This window comes from Streptacidiphilus sp. MAP12-33, assembly GCF_041261265.1.
GTDB lineage: Bacteria > Actinomycetota > Actinomycetes > Streptomycetales > Streptomycetaceae > Streptacidiphilus.
Window position 1 is genome coordinate 79,641 of sequence record NZ_JBGCCA010000034.1, and the last position, 14,083, is coordinate 93,723.

Sequence of the window (14,083 nt, forward strand, 5' to 3'; positions counted from 1 at the left end):
CTGTTCGCTAGTCCATCGCGTCCGCGGTGATCGCCGAGCCGAGCGTCAGCCCGCCCGAGAGCGGCAGGTTGCGGGACGAGTCGCCGACCAGGATCTGGTAGGTGCCCGCGCCCGCGATCCAGTGGTTGCTGGTCGTGTCCCACGAGGCCAGGTCGTGAGCAGTGACCGTGAAGGTGACCGTCGTGGAGGCGCCCGGGTTGAGGGTGACCCGCTGGAACCCCTTGAGCTGGTGCGGGGGTTCACCCGCGGACGCCGGATCGGCGACGTAGAGCTGTGCCACCTCCGTCCCCGCGCGGCTGCCGGTGTTGGTGACGGTGGCCGTCACCGTCGCCTGACCGTTGTTCACCGCTCCCACCTGAAGGTTGCCGAACGAGAAGCTGGTGTACGACAGCCCGAAGCCGAACGGGAACAGCGGCGTGACGTTGTTCGCGTCGTACCACCGGTACCCGATGTCCAGCCCCTCGGAGTACTGCACCGTCCCGTTGACGCCCGGCCACTGCGCGGCCGTGTTCGCCGGGACCTGCGTGAGCGAGGTCGGGAAGGTGATCGGCAGGTGCCCCGAGGGGTTCACGTCGCCGAAGAGCAGCGCCGCGATCGCCTGGCCGAACTCCTGGCCCTGGTAGAAACCCTCGAACACGCCCGCGACCTGGTTCAGCCACGGCATCATGATCGCCGAGTTGTCGTTGAGGACCACGATCGTGTTCGGGTTGGCCGCGGCGACGGCCGAGATCAGCGCGTCCTGGTTGTTCGGCAGGTTGAGCGTGGTGTTGTCGGACTCCTCGTGTCCGTAGTTGTCGGCCGCGAAGACGATCGCCACCTTGGAGGACTGCGCCAGGGCCACCGCCGAGGCCTGGTCCGAGCCGTCGTTGTAGGCGACCTGGACGTTGGTCCCCGCGGTGCGCTGCTGGAGGCTGTACAGCGGGTCGTAGGTGCCGGTGCTGGTGGCGCTGCCGCTGCCGGCGCCGCCGGTGATCGCCCCGGACGAGGCGTCCGTGCCGATGACCGCGATGGACTCCGACCCGTTCGGGTCGAGCGGCAGGACGCCGTTGTTCTTCAGCAGCACCGTGCCCTCCTCGTCGCCGCGCAGCGCCACCGCCCGGTGGGCCGGCGTGGCGACGATCGCGGTGGTGGAGCCGCTGGGCGCCTTGTCGAACATGCCGAACCGGAACATCTGCGTCAGCACCCGGGACACCATCGTGTCGAAGGTCGCCTGGGTGACCTGCCCTGCGGCGACCGCCTGCTCCAGCGAGGAGGCGAAGAACCCGCCGAAGGGCATCTCGACCGTCTCACCGGCGTTCGCCGACGGCACGGTGGAGTGGATGCCGCCCCAGTCCGAGGTGATGAAGCCCTGGAACCCGGCCTGCTGGTACATCGGGACGTTCTCGATGGCCGGGTTCTGGCACGAGTAGTTGCCGTTGACCATGCTGTACCCGCACATCAGCGCCGCCGCGCCGCCCTTCTCGATGGCGGTCTGGAAGCCCGGCAGGTAGATCTCCTGCAGGGTGCGCGGGTCGATGATCTCGTTGCCGGGCGCGTTCGGCTGCTCGATGTTGTACGCGGCCGCGTGCTTCACCTCGGCCATCACGCCCTGGCTCTGCATGCCCTGGACGTCGGCGCTGACGATCTCGCCGGTCAGGTAGGGGTCCTCGCCGAAGGTCTCGTAGGCGCGGCCCCAGCGCGGGTCGCGCACCATGTTGATCGTCGGGCCGAGGGAGACGTTCACCCCCTTGCCCGCGAACTCCTGGCCCACCGCGACACCGAAGCTGTGCTCGTAGTCGGTGTCGAAGGTCGCCGCCGAGACCTCGCCGTCGGGGAACTGGGTGACCCCGCCGAGGCCGTCGCCGACTCCGCTGGGCCCGTCCTCCAGGTTGACGCTCGGAATGCAGAGCGAGGGCTGGCCGGCGATCTGCCCGATGTAGACGTTCGAGCCGTCGCCGTAGAGCATGGCGTCCTTCTGGTCCTGCGTCATGGCGCCCATCAGCTGGGCGACGCGGGTCGAGACGGCCACGTTCGGCTCGTTGATCCAGGGGCAGCTGCCCGGTGCTGGCTGAGGCGTGGGCGGTGGGATGGTGACGGTCTGGTTCCCGACCGTGTAGACGGAGAACTCCCACAGCGAGTAGCCGTAGCCCGTCCCGCGCGCCGTGCCGTACATCCGGACGTAGCGACCGGTGCCGGTGACGTCGAGGGTCTGGGTGCCGCCGGTCCCGGTGGTGGTGGAGTAGATCGTCGTCCAGTTGGTGTTGTCGGTCGAGGTCTGGATCTGGAACCCGGAGGCGTAGGCGTTCTCCCACTGGAGCACCACCTGGCAGATCGGCAGGCTGCCGCCGAGGTCGACGTCGATCCACTGCGGGTCCGAGGAGGCGCTCGACCAACGGGTCAGCGTGCTGCCGTCGGTGGCGTAGAAGGGGTCGTACGCCGGGTTGCTGTCCTGGATCGAGGAGGCCGTCGCCGGGTGGCCGAGGGCCGCGTTGGTGGTGCCGCAGTTGCCGGTCCCACCGCCGCCGCCACCGCCGCCCGAGCTGCCGCTGCCACCGGTGAACACCTGGAACTCCCACAGCGAGTAGCCGTAGCCGGTGGCGCGGGCGGTGCCGTACATCCGGACGTAGCGGCCGGTGCCGGTGAGGTTGAGCGTCTGGTTGCCTCCGGTCCCGGTGGTGGTGGAGTAGATCGAGGTCCAGTTCGTTCCGTCGGTCGAGGTCTGGATCTGGAACGCCGTGGCGTACGCGGTCTCCCAGTCCAGGGCGACCTGGCAGACGGGAAGGCTGCTGCCGAGGTCCACCTGGAGCCACTGCGGGTCGCTGAACGCGCTGGACCAGCGTGTTCCGGTGTTGCCGTCGACGGCCGCCGAGGCGGGCGTGCCCGCGTTCTCGGTGGACGAGGCGGTCGCGGGCTGGTCGAGCGCGGCGTTCGTCGTCCCGCAGGACGCACCGCCGCCGGCACCGGTGGTGCCGTAGACCTGGAACTCCCAGAGGGAGTAGCCGTACTGGGTGGCCCGGGCGGTGCCGTACATCCGGACGTAGCGGCCGGTGCCGGTGACGTCGAGGGTCTGGGTGCCGCCGGTGCCGGTCGTGGTGGAGTAGATCGAGGTCCAGTTGCTGCCGTCGGGCGAGGTCTGGATCTGGAAGGCCGTGGCGTAGGCGGTCTCCCACTGGAGGACCACCTGGCTGATGCTCGCGCTCGCGCCGAGGTCGACCTGGAGCCACTGCGGGTCACTGGCCGCGCTGGACCAGCGGGTGGTGGTGTCGCCGTCGACGGCCGCCGAGGCGGGGAAGGCGGCACTCTCGGTGGAGGAGGCGCTGGCGGTCCTGCCCTGCGACAGCAGCGTCCCCGCGGCGTGCGCGGCGGGCGCACCGGAGACGACGAGCGCGGTGAGCAGGGCCAGGACGGCGAGCGTCGCCGTCCACAGTGATCTGACGGTCCGTCGGGGTGCAGGAGCGAACCCCGGCGAGCGTTGTGCGTTCATGACGTCCTTTCGCTCGTGGAGGCGCTCAGTAGCCGACGGCGACTTCGAGCCACTGCGGGTTCGCGTGCGAGATGTACGAGGACTGGCCCGCGTAGTCGTCGTACGGGAAGCCGTACGCCAGGCCGTTGATGGCGTGGTCGTGCCAGAACTTGGCGTAGTAGTTGGCCGGGGCCGCCAGGTAGTACTGGCTCGGGTCGGACCACTGGGCCTGCGGCAGCGTCGCCACGTGGCGGTTGAGCGCCGCGCACTCGGCGGCGTTGCTCGCCAGGGTGCCCGCGCAGCCGAAGATGTTCGAGGTGGTCTCGTTGACGCCGGCCGAGTTCGCGTACGCGGTGAAGTAGTTCGCGTTCACGCCGCCCGTCTGGAAGCTCGGGTCGGAGCCGGGCGCGATGATCCGGTAGGGCGCCTGGGTCTGTGCCAGCACCTTGAACTCCTGTGGCACCGCGTTCTGGAAGTCCGTGAACACCTGCGCACGGCTCTCGTCGAACACCTGCTGCGTGTCGCCCACCTGGACGTCGTAGCCGTCGCTCGCGTGCAGCCGCATGGCGATGGGCAGGCCCCAGGCGTCGACGCGGGTGGTGTTGCCGTTGAAGACGCCGGCTCCGACGGTGAACTCGATGAAGTCGAAGTACTTGCTGGTGGGTGAGCCGAGGTAGAAGTACATCCGGCCGGAGGAGTTGGCGGGCATGTCGAGGTAGGGCTGGTCCGCGATGGAGTGGGTCTGCCCGTTGAAGCTCCAGTACACCTGGCTGTCCGGGTAGGCGCCGTTGGTGCGGTTGAGCACCTTGACCATGAGCACGTTCTGCGCGGGCGGAATGCTGCTGGTGTCACCCCAGAACGGGTCTGTGGTGCCGGAGTTCGCGGTGAACACCTGGAACTCCCAGAGGGAGTAGCCGTACTGGGTGGTTCGCGCGGTGCCGTACATGCGGACGTAGCGGCCGGTGCCGCTGACGTTCAGGGTCTCGGTGCCGCCGGCACCCGTGGTGGTGGAGTAGATCGTGGTCCAGTTGGTGGCGTCGTCCGAGACCTGGATCTGGTACGCCTTCCCGGCGGCGGTCTCCCACTGGAGCACGACCTGGCAGATGGTCTGGCTGCTGCCGAGGTCGACCTGGAGCCACTGGGGGTCGCTGAACTGGCTGGACCAGCGGGTCCCGGTGTTGCCGTCGACGGCCGCCGAGGCGGGCGTGCCGGCGTTCTCGGTCGACGAGGCGGTGGCGGGCGCGTTCAGCGCCGCGTTCGTGGTGCCGCAGCCGCTGGTGGCGCCCGCCGTTCCGTAGACCTGGAACTCCCAGAGGGAGTAGCCGTACTGGGTGGCCCGGGCGGTGCCGTACATGCGGACGTAGCGGCCGGTGCCGGTGACGTTGAGGGTTTCGGTCCCGCCGGTGCCGGTCGTGGTGGAGTAGATCGTGGTCCAGTTGCTGCCGTCGGGCGAGGTCTGGATCTGGTAGGCGGTGGCGTAGGCGGTCTCCCACTGGAGGACGACCTGGCTGATGGTCGCGCTCGCGCCGAGGTCGACCTGGAGCCACTGGGGGTCGCTGAACTGGCTGGACCAGCGGGTCCCGGTGTTGCCGTCGACGGCCGCCGAGGCGGGCGTGCCGGCGTTCTCGGTGGACGAGGCGGTGGCGGGCCTGCCCTGCGAGAGCAGGGTCGCGGCGGCGTGGGCGGGCGGGGACTGTGCGAGGGCCAGCAGCAGGCTGGCCAGCAGGGCGGCCACCGCCAGAAGGGCGCGCAGGGACGCCCTTCCGCGTGTCAGTGACTGTGCTCCGGGCATACGGCGACTCCTCAGGCGCGCGTGCGTGCAGGTGGGTGGGACGCGCAGCGAGAGTGAGGGGGAGGCTTCCCGGCGGCCAGCCTGAGAGAGCGCTCTCTCGCACGAGCAGTGTGCGGAGGCGCATAGGTCATGTCAAGAGCGGGAACGTTCTCCGAGGCGGTGGCGGCAGCCGGAGTTGTCGGTCCGTCAGCTCTTCGCGCAGAGGCAGAACGGATGGCCCGCCGGGTCCAGCAGGACGCGCCAGTGGTCCGGGTTCGGCTGGGCCTCGGGCCGGGTGGCGCCGAGCCGCAGCAGGGCGGCTTCCGCGGTGTCGAGGTCGGCGACCTCGAAGCAGAGGTGCGCCTGCTGCGGGACGGTCGGGTCGGGCCAGGTCGGCGGACGGTGGTCCGCAGCACGCTGGAACCCGAGGAACAGGCCGTGCTCACCGATCAGCCCGGCGAACTCCGCGTCGGAGCCCGGGTGGAGGGCGAGCCCGGTCGCCTCCGCGTAGAACGCGGCGAGGGCCGCCGGGTCGGGGCAGTCGAGGGTGAAGGCCGCCGGACGCATGATCGGGGGCACGGTGTCGCTCCTCGCTCCTGCCCGACTCGCCACCTGTTCGGGACCCTCCCGCCGACCCTAGGCGGCCTTGCCGTCCGGAGCCAGCGGATATCGCCGCGCTGGCGCGCTGCCGCGCCGCGTCGCCGGGCCGCCGCGTCGCGTGTCGGCGCTACGCCTGCGGCAGGCGGCGCAGGACCAGGGTGACGAAGCCCCAGGTGTCGCGGTAGACGCGCAGCCACTCCTCGCGGTGGGTCGCCGAGAGCTCCAACGCCTGGGCGCTGGAGGGGTCCTGCGGGTGGTCCAGGGCCCAAGCGGCCAGGGAGCCGGTCCAGGACCACTCGTAGGCGTCGAGCTCGCGGCGGGTGGAGAGGTGGCCCTGGACCGGAACCAGGCCGGCGGCGGTGACCTGGGCCAGCACGGTGGGGAGGTCGCCCGAGTCGCCCAGCATCTCCCTGGCCTCTGCGGTGGGCTCGCGCTCGAAGTAGCCGTCGCCGACGAGGAGGCGGCCGCCGGGGGCGAGGTGCGCGGAGGTGGCGGCGAGGGTACCCGGCAGGCCGTCGAAGGCGTGAGCGGCGCCGACGCAGAGGACCGCGTCGAAGCCGTCACCGCCGTTCGGGTCGGCGAAGGCCCCGGCGTCCTGCTGGACCAGGGTCAGCCGGTCGGCGACGCCGAGGCGCTCGGCGCGCTCGCGGGCCTCGGCGAGGGCGCGGGCGGAGAGGTCCACGCCCACGGCGCGGAGCCGGGGGTGCCGGATGAGCGCCCGCAGCAGCCACTCGCCGCTGCCGCAGCCGAGATCCAGGACGCGGCCGCCGTCCTCGCGGGCCGCCGCGTGGGCGACGGCGTGGTCGATCAGCGAGCCGACCGTGTCGTCGTCGAGCGGCGCCGCGACGGGGTGGTCGGTATGGGCGATCAGGGAGAGCTGGTCACGGTTCACCGGACGCAGGGTGCCACGCGCGCCGACGTCCGGCACCTGGTTTTCCGCTCTGCGCGGGCACCGCGTCTCAGTAGTGGGCCGTGATCCGCCGGGCCGGGCCGTCGACGGTCAGCAGCCCGCCGTAGGGGAGGACCAGCTGCGGATCGGTGTGTCCGAAGTCGACGTCGAAGACCGCCATCGTGTCCGGCGCGTACTCGGCCAGCGCCCGCAGGACGGCCTCGCGCTGGTCCTTGCGGTACGCGGCGCGCTCCGCCGGGCCGAGCGGGCGGTCGAAGTTCCACGCCTTGGCCCGGGCCACGAGCAGTGCGGGGAAGCGCCGCAGCAGGCCGCGCTCGCCCATGCAGCGCAGGATCCGGTGGACCTCCGTCGCGCTCGGCATCTCCTCCGAGGTCTCCAGCAGCAGGACGCAGCCCTCGTAGGCGTCCGGCGGCAGGATCTCGCGGTCAGCCATCAGCAGCCAGGAGAGGATCTCCAGGTTCCCGCCCCAGGTGCGGCCCTCGACGCGGCGGTCGGCGTGGTGCCAGTGCCACGGCTCGGCGGGTTCGGTCTCCGGCTCGCGGGTGAAGGTCCCGGCGTCGGCCCAGTTCCCGACGACGCAGTCGACCCGGTCGGGCTCGGTGAGCACGCGCGGTCCGCTCTCGAAGAGCGCCGCCCGCAGCGTGTCGAGGGTGAGCGCGTGCATCGCGACGGGGCGGCCGTACTGCGTCATCACCGACCCGCCGTGGTAGGCTGGGACGCCGAGGTTCCACAGCAGCACCAGCAGGTTGGTGTTGTCGCTGTAGCCGAAGAACGGCTTGGGGTTGGCCCGCAGCAGGTCCCGGTCCAGGTACGGCAGCACCCGGATCTGGTCGTCGCCGCCGATACTGGCCACCACCGCCTTGATCCGCGGGTCGGCGAAGGCCGCGTGCAGGTCGGCCGCGCGCTCCTGCGGGGTCGCGCCCATCCGCCGCGTCGTCGGGTAGCAGACCGGAACCAGCCCGAACTCCTCCGCCAGCCGGCGCAGGCCCAGCTCGAACGGGGCCGGGAACAGCGCCGGCAGCCCGGCTGAGGGTGAGACGACGGCGACGGAGTCGCCGGGGGAGAGCTTGGGGCTTCGCTGCACGTCGGATCGCATACGCAGGATGGTACGAGGACGCCGGGTGCGGCGTCGCCGGACTTGCGCCGATCCGGCTTCACACGTCGCGCTTCTCCACCAGGACGAGGGCGACGACCACCGAGACGAGTGGCCACAGCAGGAAGACCCACCACTCGCCCCGCGGGTGCACCGGGTACTTCATGTAGGGGTTGACCCGGTACGGCGTCAGGTCGTGGAGGAACTGGAACGCCCGGAACGGCATGGCGTGGTCGAGGCAGGCCGACCAGTAGTGCTGGTCGGTCAGGAAGTCCGGGATGAGCAGCAGGAGGGAGACCACCGCGACGACGGTCGCGGCGCTGTGCCGGATCACCGCGGCCAGGCCCAGGCCGACCAGGCCGCTCACGACGGGGAGCAGGATCGCCGCGGTCAGGCCGGACCGGATGCCCGGTTGGGAGAGCGAGATGCCGGCGTGCTTGCTCGACAGGATGGCCTCGGACAGGCCGAAGGACGTGAAGGTGAGCACCAGGCCGAAGGCCAGCATCACCGCGGTCAGTACCGCGATCTTCGCGCCCAGCAGCGCGCGCCGGGACGGCACGGCGGCGAAGCTGACCCGGATCAGGCCCGAGGAGTACTCGCTGACCAGCGACATCGCCCCGAGCACGCCGGCCACGAGCAGCACGGTGATCCCGGCGTTGTTGGTGAACGTGTCCGCGAACGCGCTGCCGGGGACGAAGCCCGCCCGCTGGGCCGCCGAGAAGTGGTCCCAGTCCTGCACGTCGGCGAGCGCGGAGTTGGCGTTGAGCCAGACGATGCCGATCGCGCCGAGCGCGTAGCCCCAGCGCATCGAGCGCATCGACCAGAGCTTGAACCACTCGCCCGCGAGCAGGTCGCGGAACCGGGCGCTCGGCTCGTCGGGTTCGGCGCGCGGCGCGGTCGTGGCGGCGGGGGCCGTGCTGAGGGCGGTCATCGGGTTTCTCCTGTGGCGTACTCGACGCTGTCAGCGGTCAGTTCCATGAAGGCGCGCTCCAGCGAGGCAGTGGTGACCACGAGTTCGTGCAGCCGCAGGCCGTGCTCGAAGGCGAGGTCGCCGACCCGCTCGCTGTCCATGCCGGTGACCAGCAGGACTCCCGCGCCGTCGCGGGTCACGTCCGCGCCCCCCGCCTGGAGCGTCCCGGCCAGCGCCGACGCGTCGGGCGTGCGGACCCGGACGCCGGAGCCCTGGCCGCGTGCGGCGAAGGCGGCCAGCGGCTCGTCGGCGATCAGCCGGCCACGGCCGATGACGACGAGACGGTCGGCGGTGTGCTCCATCTCGCTCATCAGGTGGCTGGAGACGAAGACCGTCCGGCCCTCGGCGGCCAGCCGCCGGAACAGGTCGCGCACCCATCGGACGCCCTCCGGGTCCAGGCCGTTCAACGGCTCGTCGAAGAGCAGCACCGGAGGGTCGCCGAGCAGGGCCGCCGCGATGCCGAGGCGCTGCTTCATACCGAGCGAGAAACCGCCGATCCGGCGGCGCGCGGCGTCGGTCAGGCCGACCTCGGCCAGTACCTCGCCGACCCGGCGCAGCGGGATCGCGTTGGTGCGGGCCAGCATGCCCAGATGGGCGGCGGCGCTCCGGCCGCCGTGGACGTCGCCGGCGTCGAGCAGGGCGCCCACGTGCCGCAGGCCGCGCGGCCGTTGCCGGAACGGCCGTCCCTGGACGCTGACGGAGCCGCCGGTCGGGTCGTTCAGCCCGATGATCATGCGGAGCGTGGTGCTCTTGCCCGCGCCGTTGGGGCCGAGGAACCCGGTGACGCAGCCGGGCCGCACGGTGAAGGTCAGCTCGTCCACGGCGGTCGTCGAGCCGTAGCGCTTGGTGAGGTGGTTGACTTCGATCACACGAACCACCGTGCCCGTGCGGACGGTGCCGCGTCGTCGGCCCAGGGCGGACATCTGGAGACCGTCGGTGTCACCCCTGGTCGTACGCCCGCGGGCCGATGTCCGGTGAGGGCGGTCCACGTACGATCACCGCATGAGCGCTCCGTCTGCCTCCGCCCCGCTCCCCGCCGAGCCCGCCACGTCGCAACCGCTGCTGCGGCGGGTGCCGGTCGGCGTGTGGGCGGCGCTGGCGTGGGCGGCGGGGATGGTCTCGGTGCTCCTCGTCCTGGTCCCCCTGCCGGGGGAGTCGCCGCAGGACTTCCACCCCGGACTGAGCCTGCCGCCGGGAAATCTGACGACGCTGCTGGTCGCGGCGGGTTTCTCACTCGGCGGCAGCGCGCTGCTGCGCCGCCGCCCGCTGACCGCGATGGCGCTGCTGCTGACCGGCGCGGTGTGCTCCGCGATGGTGCACAACTCCTCGGCGATCCAGGTGCCGAACCTGCTGGCCTGCGACGTCGCGCTCTGGTTCGTGGCGGCGACGCGGCCGGTGCTGCGCACGCGGATCGCGACCGCCATGGCGGTCTGCGTCGTGATCGGGTACTGCGCGGCGCGGCTGGCGAAGGGCTGGGCCATCGGTACCCCCGACGAGCTGTCGGCGTTGCTGACCGTCGCCGTCGCGGTGCTGCTCGGCCGCTCGGCCCGCCAGTCGCGCGAGCGCCAGGCCGAGCAGGCCGTGCACGCCACGGAGCACGCGGTCGTGAACGAGCGGCTGCGGATCGCCCGCGAGCTGCACGACATGGTCGCCCACACGCTCGGCATCGTCGCTCTTCAGTCCGGCGCGGCCCGCCGCGTCATCGCCACCCAGCCCGAGCGGGCCAGGGAGGCGCTCGGCGCGGTCGAGGACGCCAGCCGGGAGACGCTCGCGGGCCTGCGCCGGATGCTCGTCGTGCTCCGCGCGGTCGACGGCTCCGCGTCCGGGAGCGGTGCCGCCCCCCTGCATCCCGCGCCCGGCCTCGACGACCTGCCCGGGCTGGCGGCCGCGACGACGGCGGCGGGGGTCCGGGTCGCGCTGGAGCTGGACATGACGGGTGAACGGCCGCCGCTGGCACCGGAGGTGGAGCTGGCCGCGTACCGGATCGTGCAGGAGTCGCTGACCAACGTCGTCCGGCACGCGGGGGCGAGGTCCTGCCGGGTCTCGGTCGGCAGGGGGGAGGGCTCGCTGCTGGTGGAGGTCGCGGATCCCGGCGGTGCCCGGCCGGGCGCGCGAGGGGAGGGCGCCACGCCCGGCTACGGTCTGCTCGGCATGCGCGAGCGCGTGGACCTCCTCGGCGGTGAGTTCCACGCGGGCCCGCACGGGACCGGCTTCCGCGTCACCGCCCGCCTGCCGCTGGCTGAGGTGGGTGCGTGAGCGCCGCCGCGCCCGTGCGGATCGTCCTCGTCGACGACCAGCCGTTGATCCGCGCCTCGCTGCAGATGGTCGTGACCGACGCGCCCGATCTCACCGTCGTCGCTGAGGCCGGCGAGGGAGCGGAGGCCGTCCGCGTGGCGGGCGACCTGCGCCCGGACGTCGTCGTGATGGACATCCGTATGCCCGGCATGGACGGCATCGAGGCCACCCGCCGCATCGTCGACGCGGACGGGACCTGCCGCGTCCTGATGCTGACCACCTTCGACGACGACGAGTACGTCTACGGCGCGCTGCGTGCGGGCGCATCCGGCTTCCTGGTCAAGGACATGGCCCTGGACGACATCCTCACCGCGGTCCGCGTCGTCGCCTCCGGCGACGCGCTGCTGGCGCCGAGCGTGACGCGGCGTCTGATCGGCGCGTTCGCCCGGCCTCGGGCGGCGCGGACATCGGCCCGGTTGGCGGTGACGGACCGCGAGCAGGAGGTGCTGACGCTGATCGGGCGGGGGTTCTCCAACACGGAGATCGCGGAGGCGCTGGTCCTCAGCGTGACCACGGTGAAGACGTACGTGACGCGGCTGTTGGCGAAGCTGGGCGCGCGGGACCGCGTGCAGTTGGTCATCCTGGCCTACGAGGCGGGCCTCGTCTCGGTCGAGTGACCCCGTAGGGGCGCGAGGCTCCGCGCGAGAAACCACCCTGTGCGAATGGCCCTGCGCGTTCCGGACCGTCCGCATGTCAGTGGCTTGTCGCGCAGAGCCTCGCGCCCCTGAGGTAGTGCCTACTTCCGCTGTGCCACAACTACCGCGTCGTGCAGGGTCTCGCCGTTCGGCAGAGTGCGGGCGCGGGTCTCCGCGTGGATCTGCCACATGGCCGGGTCGAGGTCGGCGGCGACCTGTTCCGGGGTGTACATCATGTCGAGGAAGACACCCGGCCCGCCGCCGTCGCGCTTGTCGCGCGGGTGGTGGCCGACGATCAGGAGGGTGCCGCCCGGGGCGACGGCGTCGGCGAGCGCCGCGAAGAGCGCCCGGCGGGGGTCCGTCGGCAGGTGCATGAACTGGGCCGTGACCAGGTCGAACGAGCCCGGTGCGGGCGGGGCCTCGCGGAGGTCCGTGTGGGACCAGGTGAGGCGGCCCGCGGTCTCCTCGCCGGCCGCGCGGGCGTGCTCGGCGGCGCGGGCGAGGGCGACGGTGGAGATGTCCGTGCCGGTGACCTGCCAGCCCCGCGCGGCGAGCCAGATCGCGTCGGCGCCCTCGCCGCTGCCCACGTCGAGCGCGCGGCCGGGGGTGAGCGACGCGGCCTCGGCGACGAGCTGGGCGTTGGGGTTGCCGCTCCACAGGGTCGGGCGGGCGCGGTACCGGTCCTCCCAGGCGTCCTGCTCGAACATGGTCCGCGTCTGCTCGCGGTAGGCCTCGACCGCGTCGCGGGTGTCCGCCTCGACGAGGTCGGCGTTGATCGTCGCGCCCGCGCGCAGGCCCGCCGCGGCGGCGACGACCACCTGGGCGGCGGGATCGGCGACGTTGCCCGCGACCCAGACGCCCGGCACGTCCGTCGCCCCCGTCGGGTCCGACGGGACGCGGCTGCCGACGACCTGGCCGGCGAACTCGACCGGCACGGTCGACAGCCCGAGGCACTCCAGCAGCTCCGCCCGCGCGGTCATCCGGGTCCCGACGACCAGCGCGTCGAGCGCGACCAGCTCACCCGAGGCGAGACGGACGCCGGTGAGACGGTCCTCGGCCGACTCCACGGCCACGACCGGGCCGTCCACCACGTGGATCCCCCGCGCGGCCAGGCGCTCGGCCTGCCGCGCGTCGGGGCTCTCGGCCCGGTGCCGGAGCACGACGACGCACTCGGTCCACTGCCGCCACAGTTCGGCCTGGTGCCAGGCCGCCGGGCCGGTGGCGAGGATGCCGACGGCACGGCCGCGCACCTCCCAGCCGTGGCAGTACGGGCAGTGCAGCACGTCGGTGCCGAAGCGCTCCGCGAGCCCCGGAACGTCGGGGAGTTCGTCGACCAGGCCGGTGGTGACCAGCAGCCTGCGCGCCCGCACGGCGACGGTGTCCCCGGGCGTGGCCACCGTGACGACGAAGCCCTCGCCGTCCTTGGCGGCGTCGGTGACCCGCCCGGCGACGAGCTCGCCGCCGTAGTCGGCCAGCTCGGCGTGGCCGTCCGTGAGCAGCTCGGTGGGGGTGGCGCCCTCGCGGCCCAGGTAGTCGTGGACGTGCCCGGAGGGCGCGTTGCGCGGTTCGCCCGCGTCGACGACCAGGACCGAGCGTCGCGCTCGGCTCAGTGCGACCGCGCCGCTCAGTCCGGCCGCGCCACCACCCACCACGACCACGTCGTACGCCTCGTTCACCGGGGACTCCTCTCGCCGTTCCGACCTGTCCCCGCCACGGTGCTCCCGACCCTCGCGATCGGCAAAGTAACGTTGCCGATATGGCAAATCCGGAGAGCGACGACGACGCACAGGTGCTGGCCCTGGTGGGCCCGAGGCTGCGGGAGCTGCGGAAGAAGCGCGGCACGACCCTGGCCGGGCTCGCCGAGACGACCGGGATCTCGGTGAGCACCCTGTCCCGGCTGGAGTCCGGCGAGCGCCGGCCCACCCTGGAGCTCCTGCTGCCGCTCGCCCGCGCCCACCAGGTGCCGTTGGACGAGCTGGTCGGTGCGCCGGAGGTCGGCGATCCACGGGTGCGGCTGAAGCCGGTCCACCGGCACGGCGCGACGATCATGGCGCTGACGCACAACCCCGGCGGCGTCCAGGCCTTCAAGATGATCATTCCGCCCGAGCGGTGTGAGCCCGACCTGCGCACGCACGAGGGCTACGAGTGGCTCTACGTGCTCGCGGGAGAGCTGCGGCTGGTCCTGGCCGACCACGACCTGGTGATGAAGGCCGGTGAGGCCGCCGAGTTCGACACCCGTCTGCCGCACTGGTTCGGCAGCACCGGCACGGCGCCGGTCGAGGTGCTGAGCCTGTTCGGCCCGCAGGGCGAGCGCATGCACGTCCGCGCGCAGCCGCGCCGGGCCGCCACCTGAGCACCCGTCATGGG

General features: G+C 72.4%; 11 protein-coding genes and 1 pseudogene. 3 read left to right on the plus strand and 9 right to left on the minus strand.

Annotated features, from left to right (window positions below):
• Positions 1 to 7 precede the first annotated feature (7 nt).
• The 8 genes and pseudogenes from ABH931_RS29350 to ABH931_RS29385 form a co-directional block, all read right to left on the minus strand.
• Positions 8 to 3,463: a discoidin domain-containing protein gene (locus ABH931_RS29350; RefSeq protein ID WP_370119704.1), complete on the minus strand. Its 3,456-nt coding sequence runs from the start codon at positions 3,461 to 3,463 to the stop codon at positions 8 to 10.
• A gap of 25 nt (positions 3,464 to 3,488) precedes the next feature.
• A complete protein-coding gene (locus ABH931_RS29355; protein ID WP_370119799.1) occupies positions 3,489 to 4,256 on the minus strand; it encodes a glycoside hydrolase family 64 protein in 768 nt (255 codons plus the stop codon).
• A 45-nt stretch (positions 4,257 to 4,301) separates the two neighbouring features.
• Positions 4,302 to 5,234: pseudogene (locus ABH931_RS29360) on the minus strand (discoidin domain-containing protein); the annotation flags it as partial.
• Between the two features lie 186 nt (positions 5,235 to 5,420).
• A complete protein-coding gene (locus ABH931_RS29365; protein ID WP_370119801.1) occupies positions 5,421 to 5,780 on the minus strand; it encodes a VOC family protein in 360 nt (119 codons plus the stop codon).
• Between the two features lie 160 nt (positions 5,781 to 5,940).
• A complete protein-coding gene (locus tag ABH931_RS29370) occupies positions 5,941 to 6,705 on the minus strand; it encodes a cyclopropane-fatty-acyl-phospholipid synthase family protein (RefSeq protein ID WP_370119706.1) in 765 nt (254 codons plus the stop codon).
• A 67-nt stretch (positions 6,706 to 6,772) separates the two neighbouring features.
• Positions 6,773 to 7,819 carry a S66 peptidase family protein gene (locus tag ABH931_RS29375; protein ID WP_370119709.1) on the minus strand — a complete coding sequence of 349 codons (1,047 nt, stop codon included), beginning with the start codon at positions 7,817 to 7,819 and terminating at the stop codon, positions 6,773 to 6,775.
• A 58-nt stretch (positions 7,820 to 7,877) separates the two neighbouring features.
• Entirely contained in the window at positions 7,878 to 8,747 is an 870-nt protein-coding gene (locus tag ABH931_RS29380) for an ABC transporter permease (protein WP_370119712.1), read from the minus strand.
• Positions 8,744 to 9,655: an ABC transporter ATP-binding protein gene (locus tag ABH931_RS29385; protein WP_370119715.1), complete on the minus strand. Its 912-nt coding sequence runs from the start codon at positions 9,653 to 9,655 to the stop codon at positions 8,744 to 8,746. The genes ABH931_RS29380 and ABH931_RS29385 overlap by 4 nt, the downstream gene beginning before the upstream one ends.
• A 133-nt stretch (positions 9,656 to 9,788) precedes the next feature.
• On the opposite strand from ABH931_RS29385, the gene ABH931_RS29390 reads away from it, so the two are divergent.
• Together ABH931_RS29390 and ABH931_RS29395 are read left to right on the plus strand one after the other, a co-directional pair.
• Positions 9,789 to 11,042 (plus strand): sensor histidine kinase, encoded by a 1,254-nt coding sequence (locus ABH931_RS29390; RefSeq protein WP_370119717.1) that lies wholly within the window; start codon positions 9,789 to 9,791, stop codon positions 11,040 to 11,042.
• A complete protein-coding gene (locus tag ABH931_RS29395; RefSeq protein ID WP_370119720.1) occupies positions 11,039 to 11,698 on the plus strand; it encodes a response regulator in 660 nt (219 codons plus the stop codon). The genes ABH931_RS29390 and ABH931_RS29395 overlap by 4 nt, the downstream gene beginning before the upstream one ends.
• Before the next feature lie 119 nt (positions 11,699 to 11,817).
• Here ABH931_RS29395 and ABH931_RS29400 read toward each other — a convergent pair whose 3' ends face one another.
• On the minus strand, positions 11,818 to 13,392 hold the full coding sequence (locus ABH931_RS29400; protein WP_370119723.1) for a methyltransferase domain-containing protein: 1,575 nt from the start codon (positions 13,390 to 13,392) through the stop codon (positions 11,818 to 11,820).
• 80 nt (positions 13,393 to 13,472) lie between these two features.
• On the opposite strand from ABH931_RS29400, the gene ABH931_RS29405 reads away from it, so the two are divergent.
• Positions 13,473 to 14,069: a helix-turn-helix domain-containing protein gene (locus ABH931_RS29405; RefSeq protein WP_370119725.1), complete on the plus strand. Its 597-nt coding sequence runs from the start codon at positions 13,473 to 13,475 to the stop codon at positions 14,067 to 14,069.
• The last annotated feature ends 14 nt before the right edge of the window (positions 14,070 to 14,083 follow it).

What these genes read in the sequence shown, in the direction of transcription:
- ABH931_RS29350 (WP_370119704.1), bottom strand. Translation starts at nt 3,463, where the DNA reads ATGAACGCACAACGCTCGCCGGGGTTCGCTCCTGCACCCCGACGGACC.
- ABH931_RS29355 (WP_370119799.1), bottom strand. Translation starts at nt 4,256, where the DNA reads ATGGTCAAGGTGCTCAACCGCACCAACGGCGCCTACCCGGACAGCCAG.
- ABH931_RS29365 (WP_370119801.1), bottom strand. Translation starts at nt 5,780, where the DNA reads ATGCGTCCGGCGGCCTTCACCCTCGACTGCCCCGACCCGGCGGCCCTC.
- ABH931_RS29375 (WP_370119709.1), bottom strand. Translation starts at nt 7,819, where the DNA reads ATGCGATCCGACGTGCAGCGAAGCCCCAAGCTCTCCCCCGGCGACTCC.
- ABH931_RS29380 (WP_370119712.1), bottom strand. Translation starts at nt 8,747, where the DNA reads ATGACCGCCCTCAGCACGGCCCCCGCCGCCACGACCGCGCCGCGCGCC.
- ABH931_RS29390 (WP_370119717.1), top strand. Translation starts at nt 9,789, where the DNA reads ATGAGCGCTCCGTCTGCCTCCGCCCCGCTCCCCGCCGAGCCCGCCACG.
- ABH931_RS29405 (WP_370119725.1), top strand. Translation starts at nt 13,473, where the DNA reads ATGGCAAATCCGGAGAGCGACGACGACGCACAGGTGCTGGCCCTGGTG.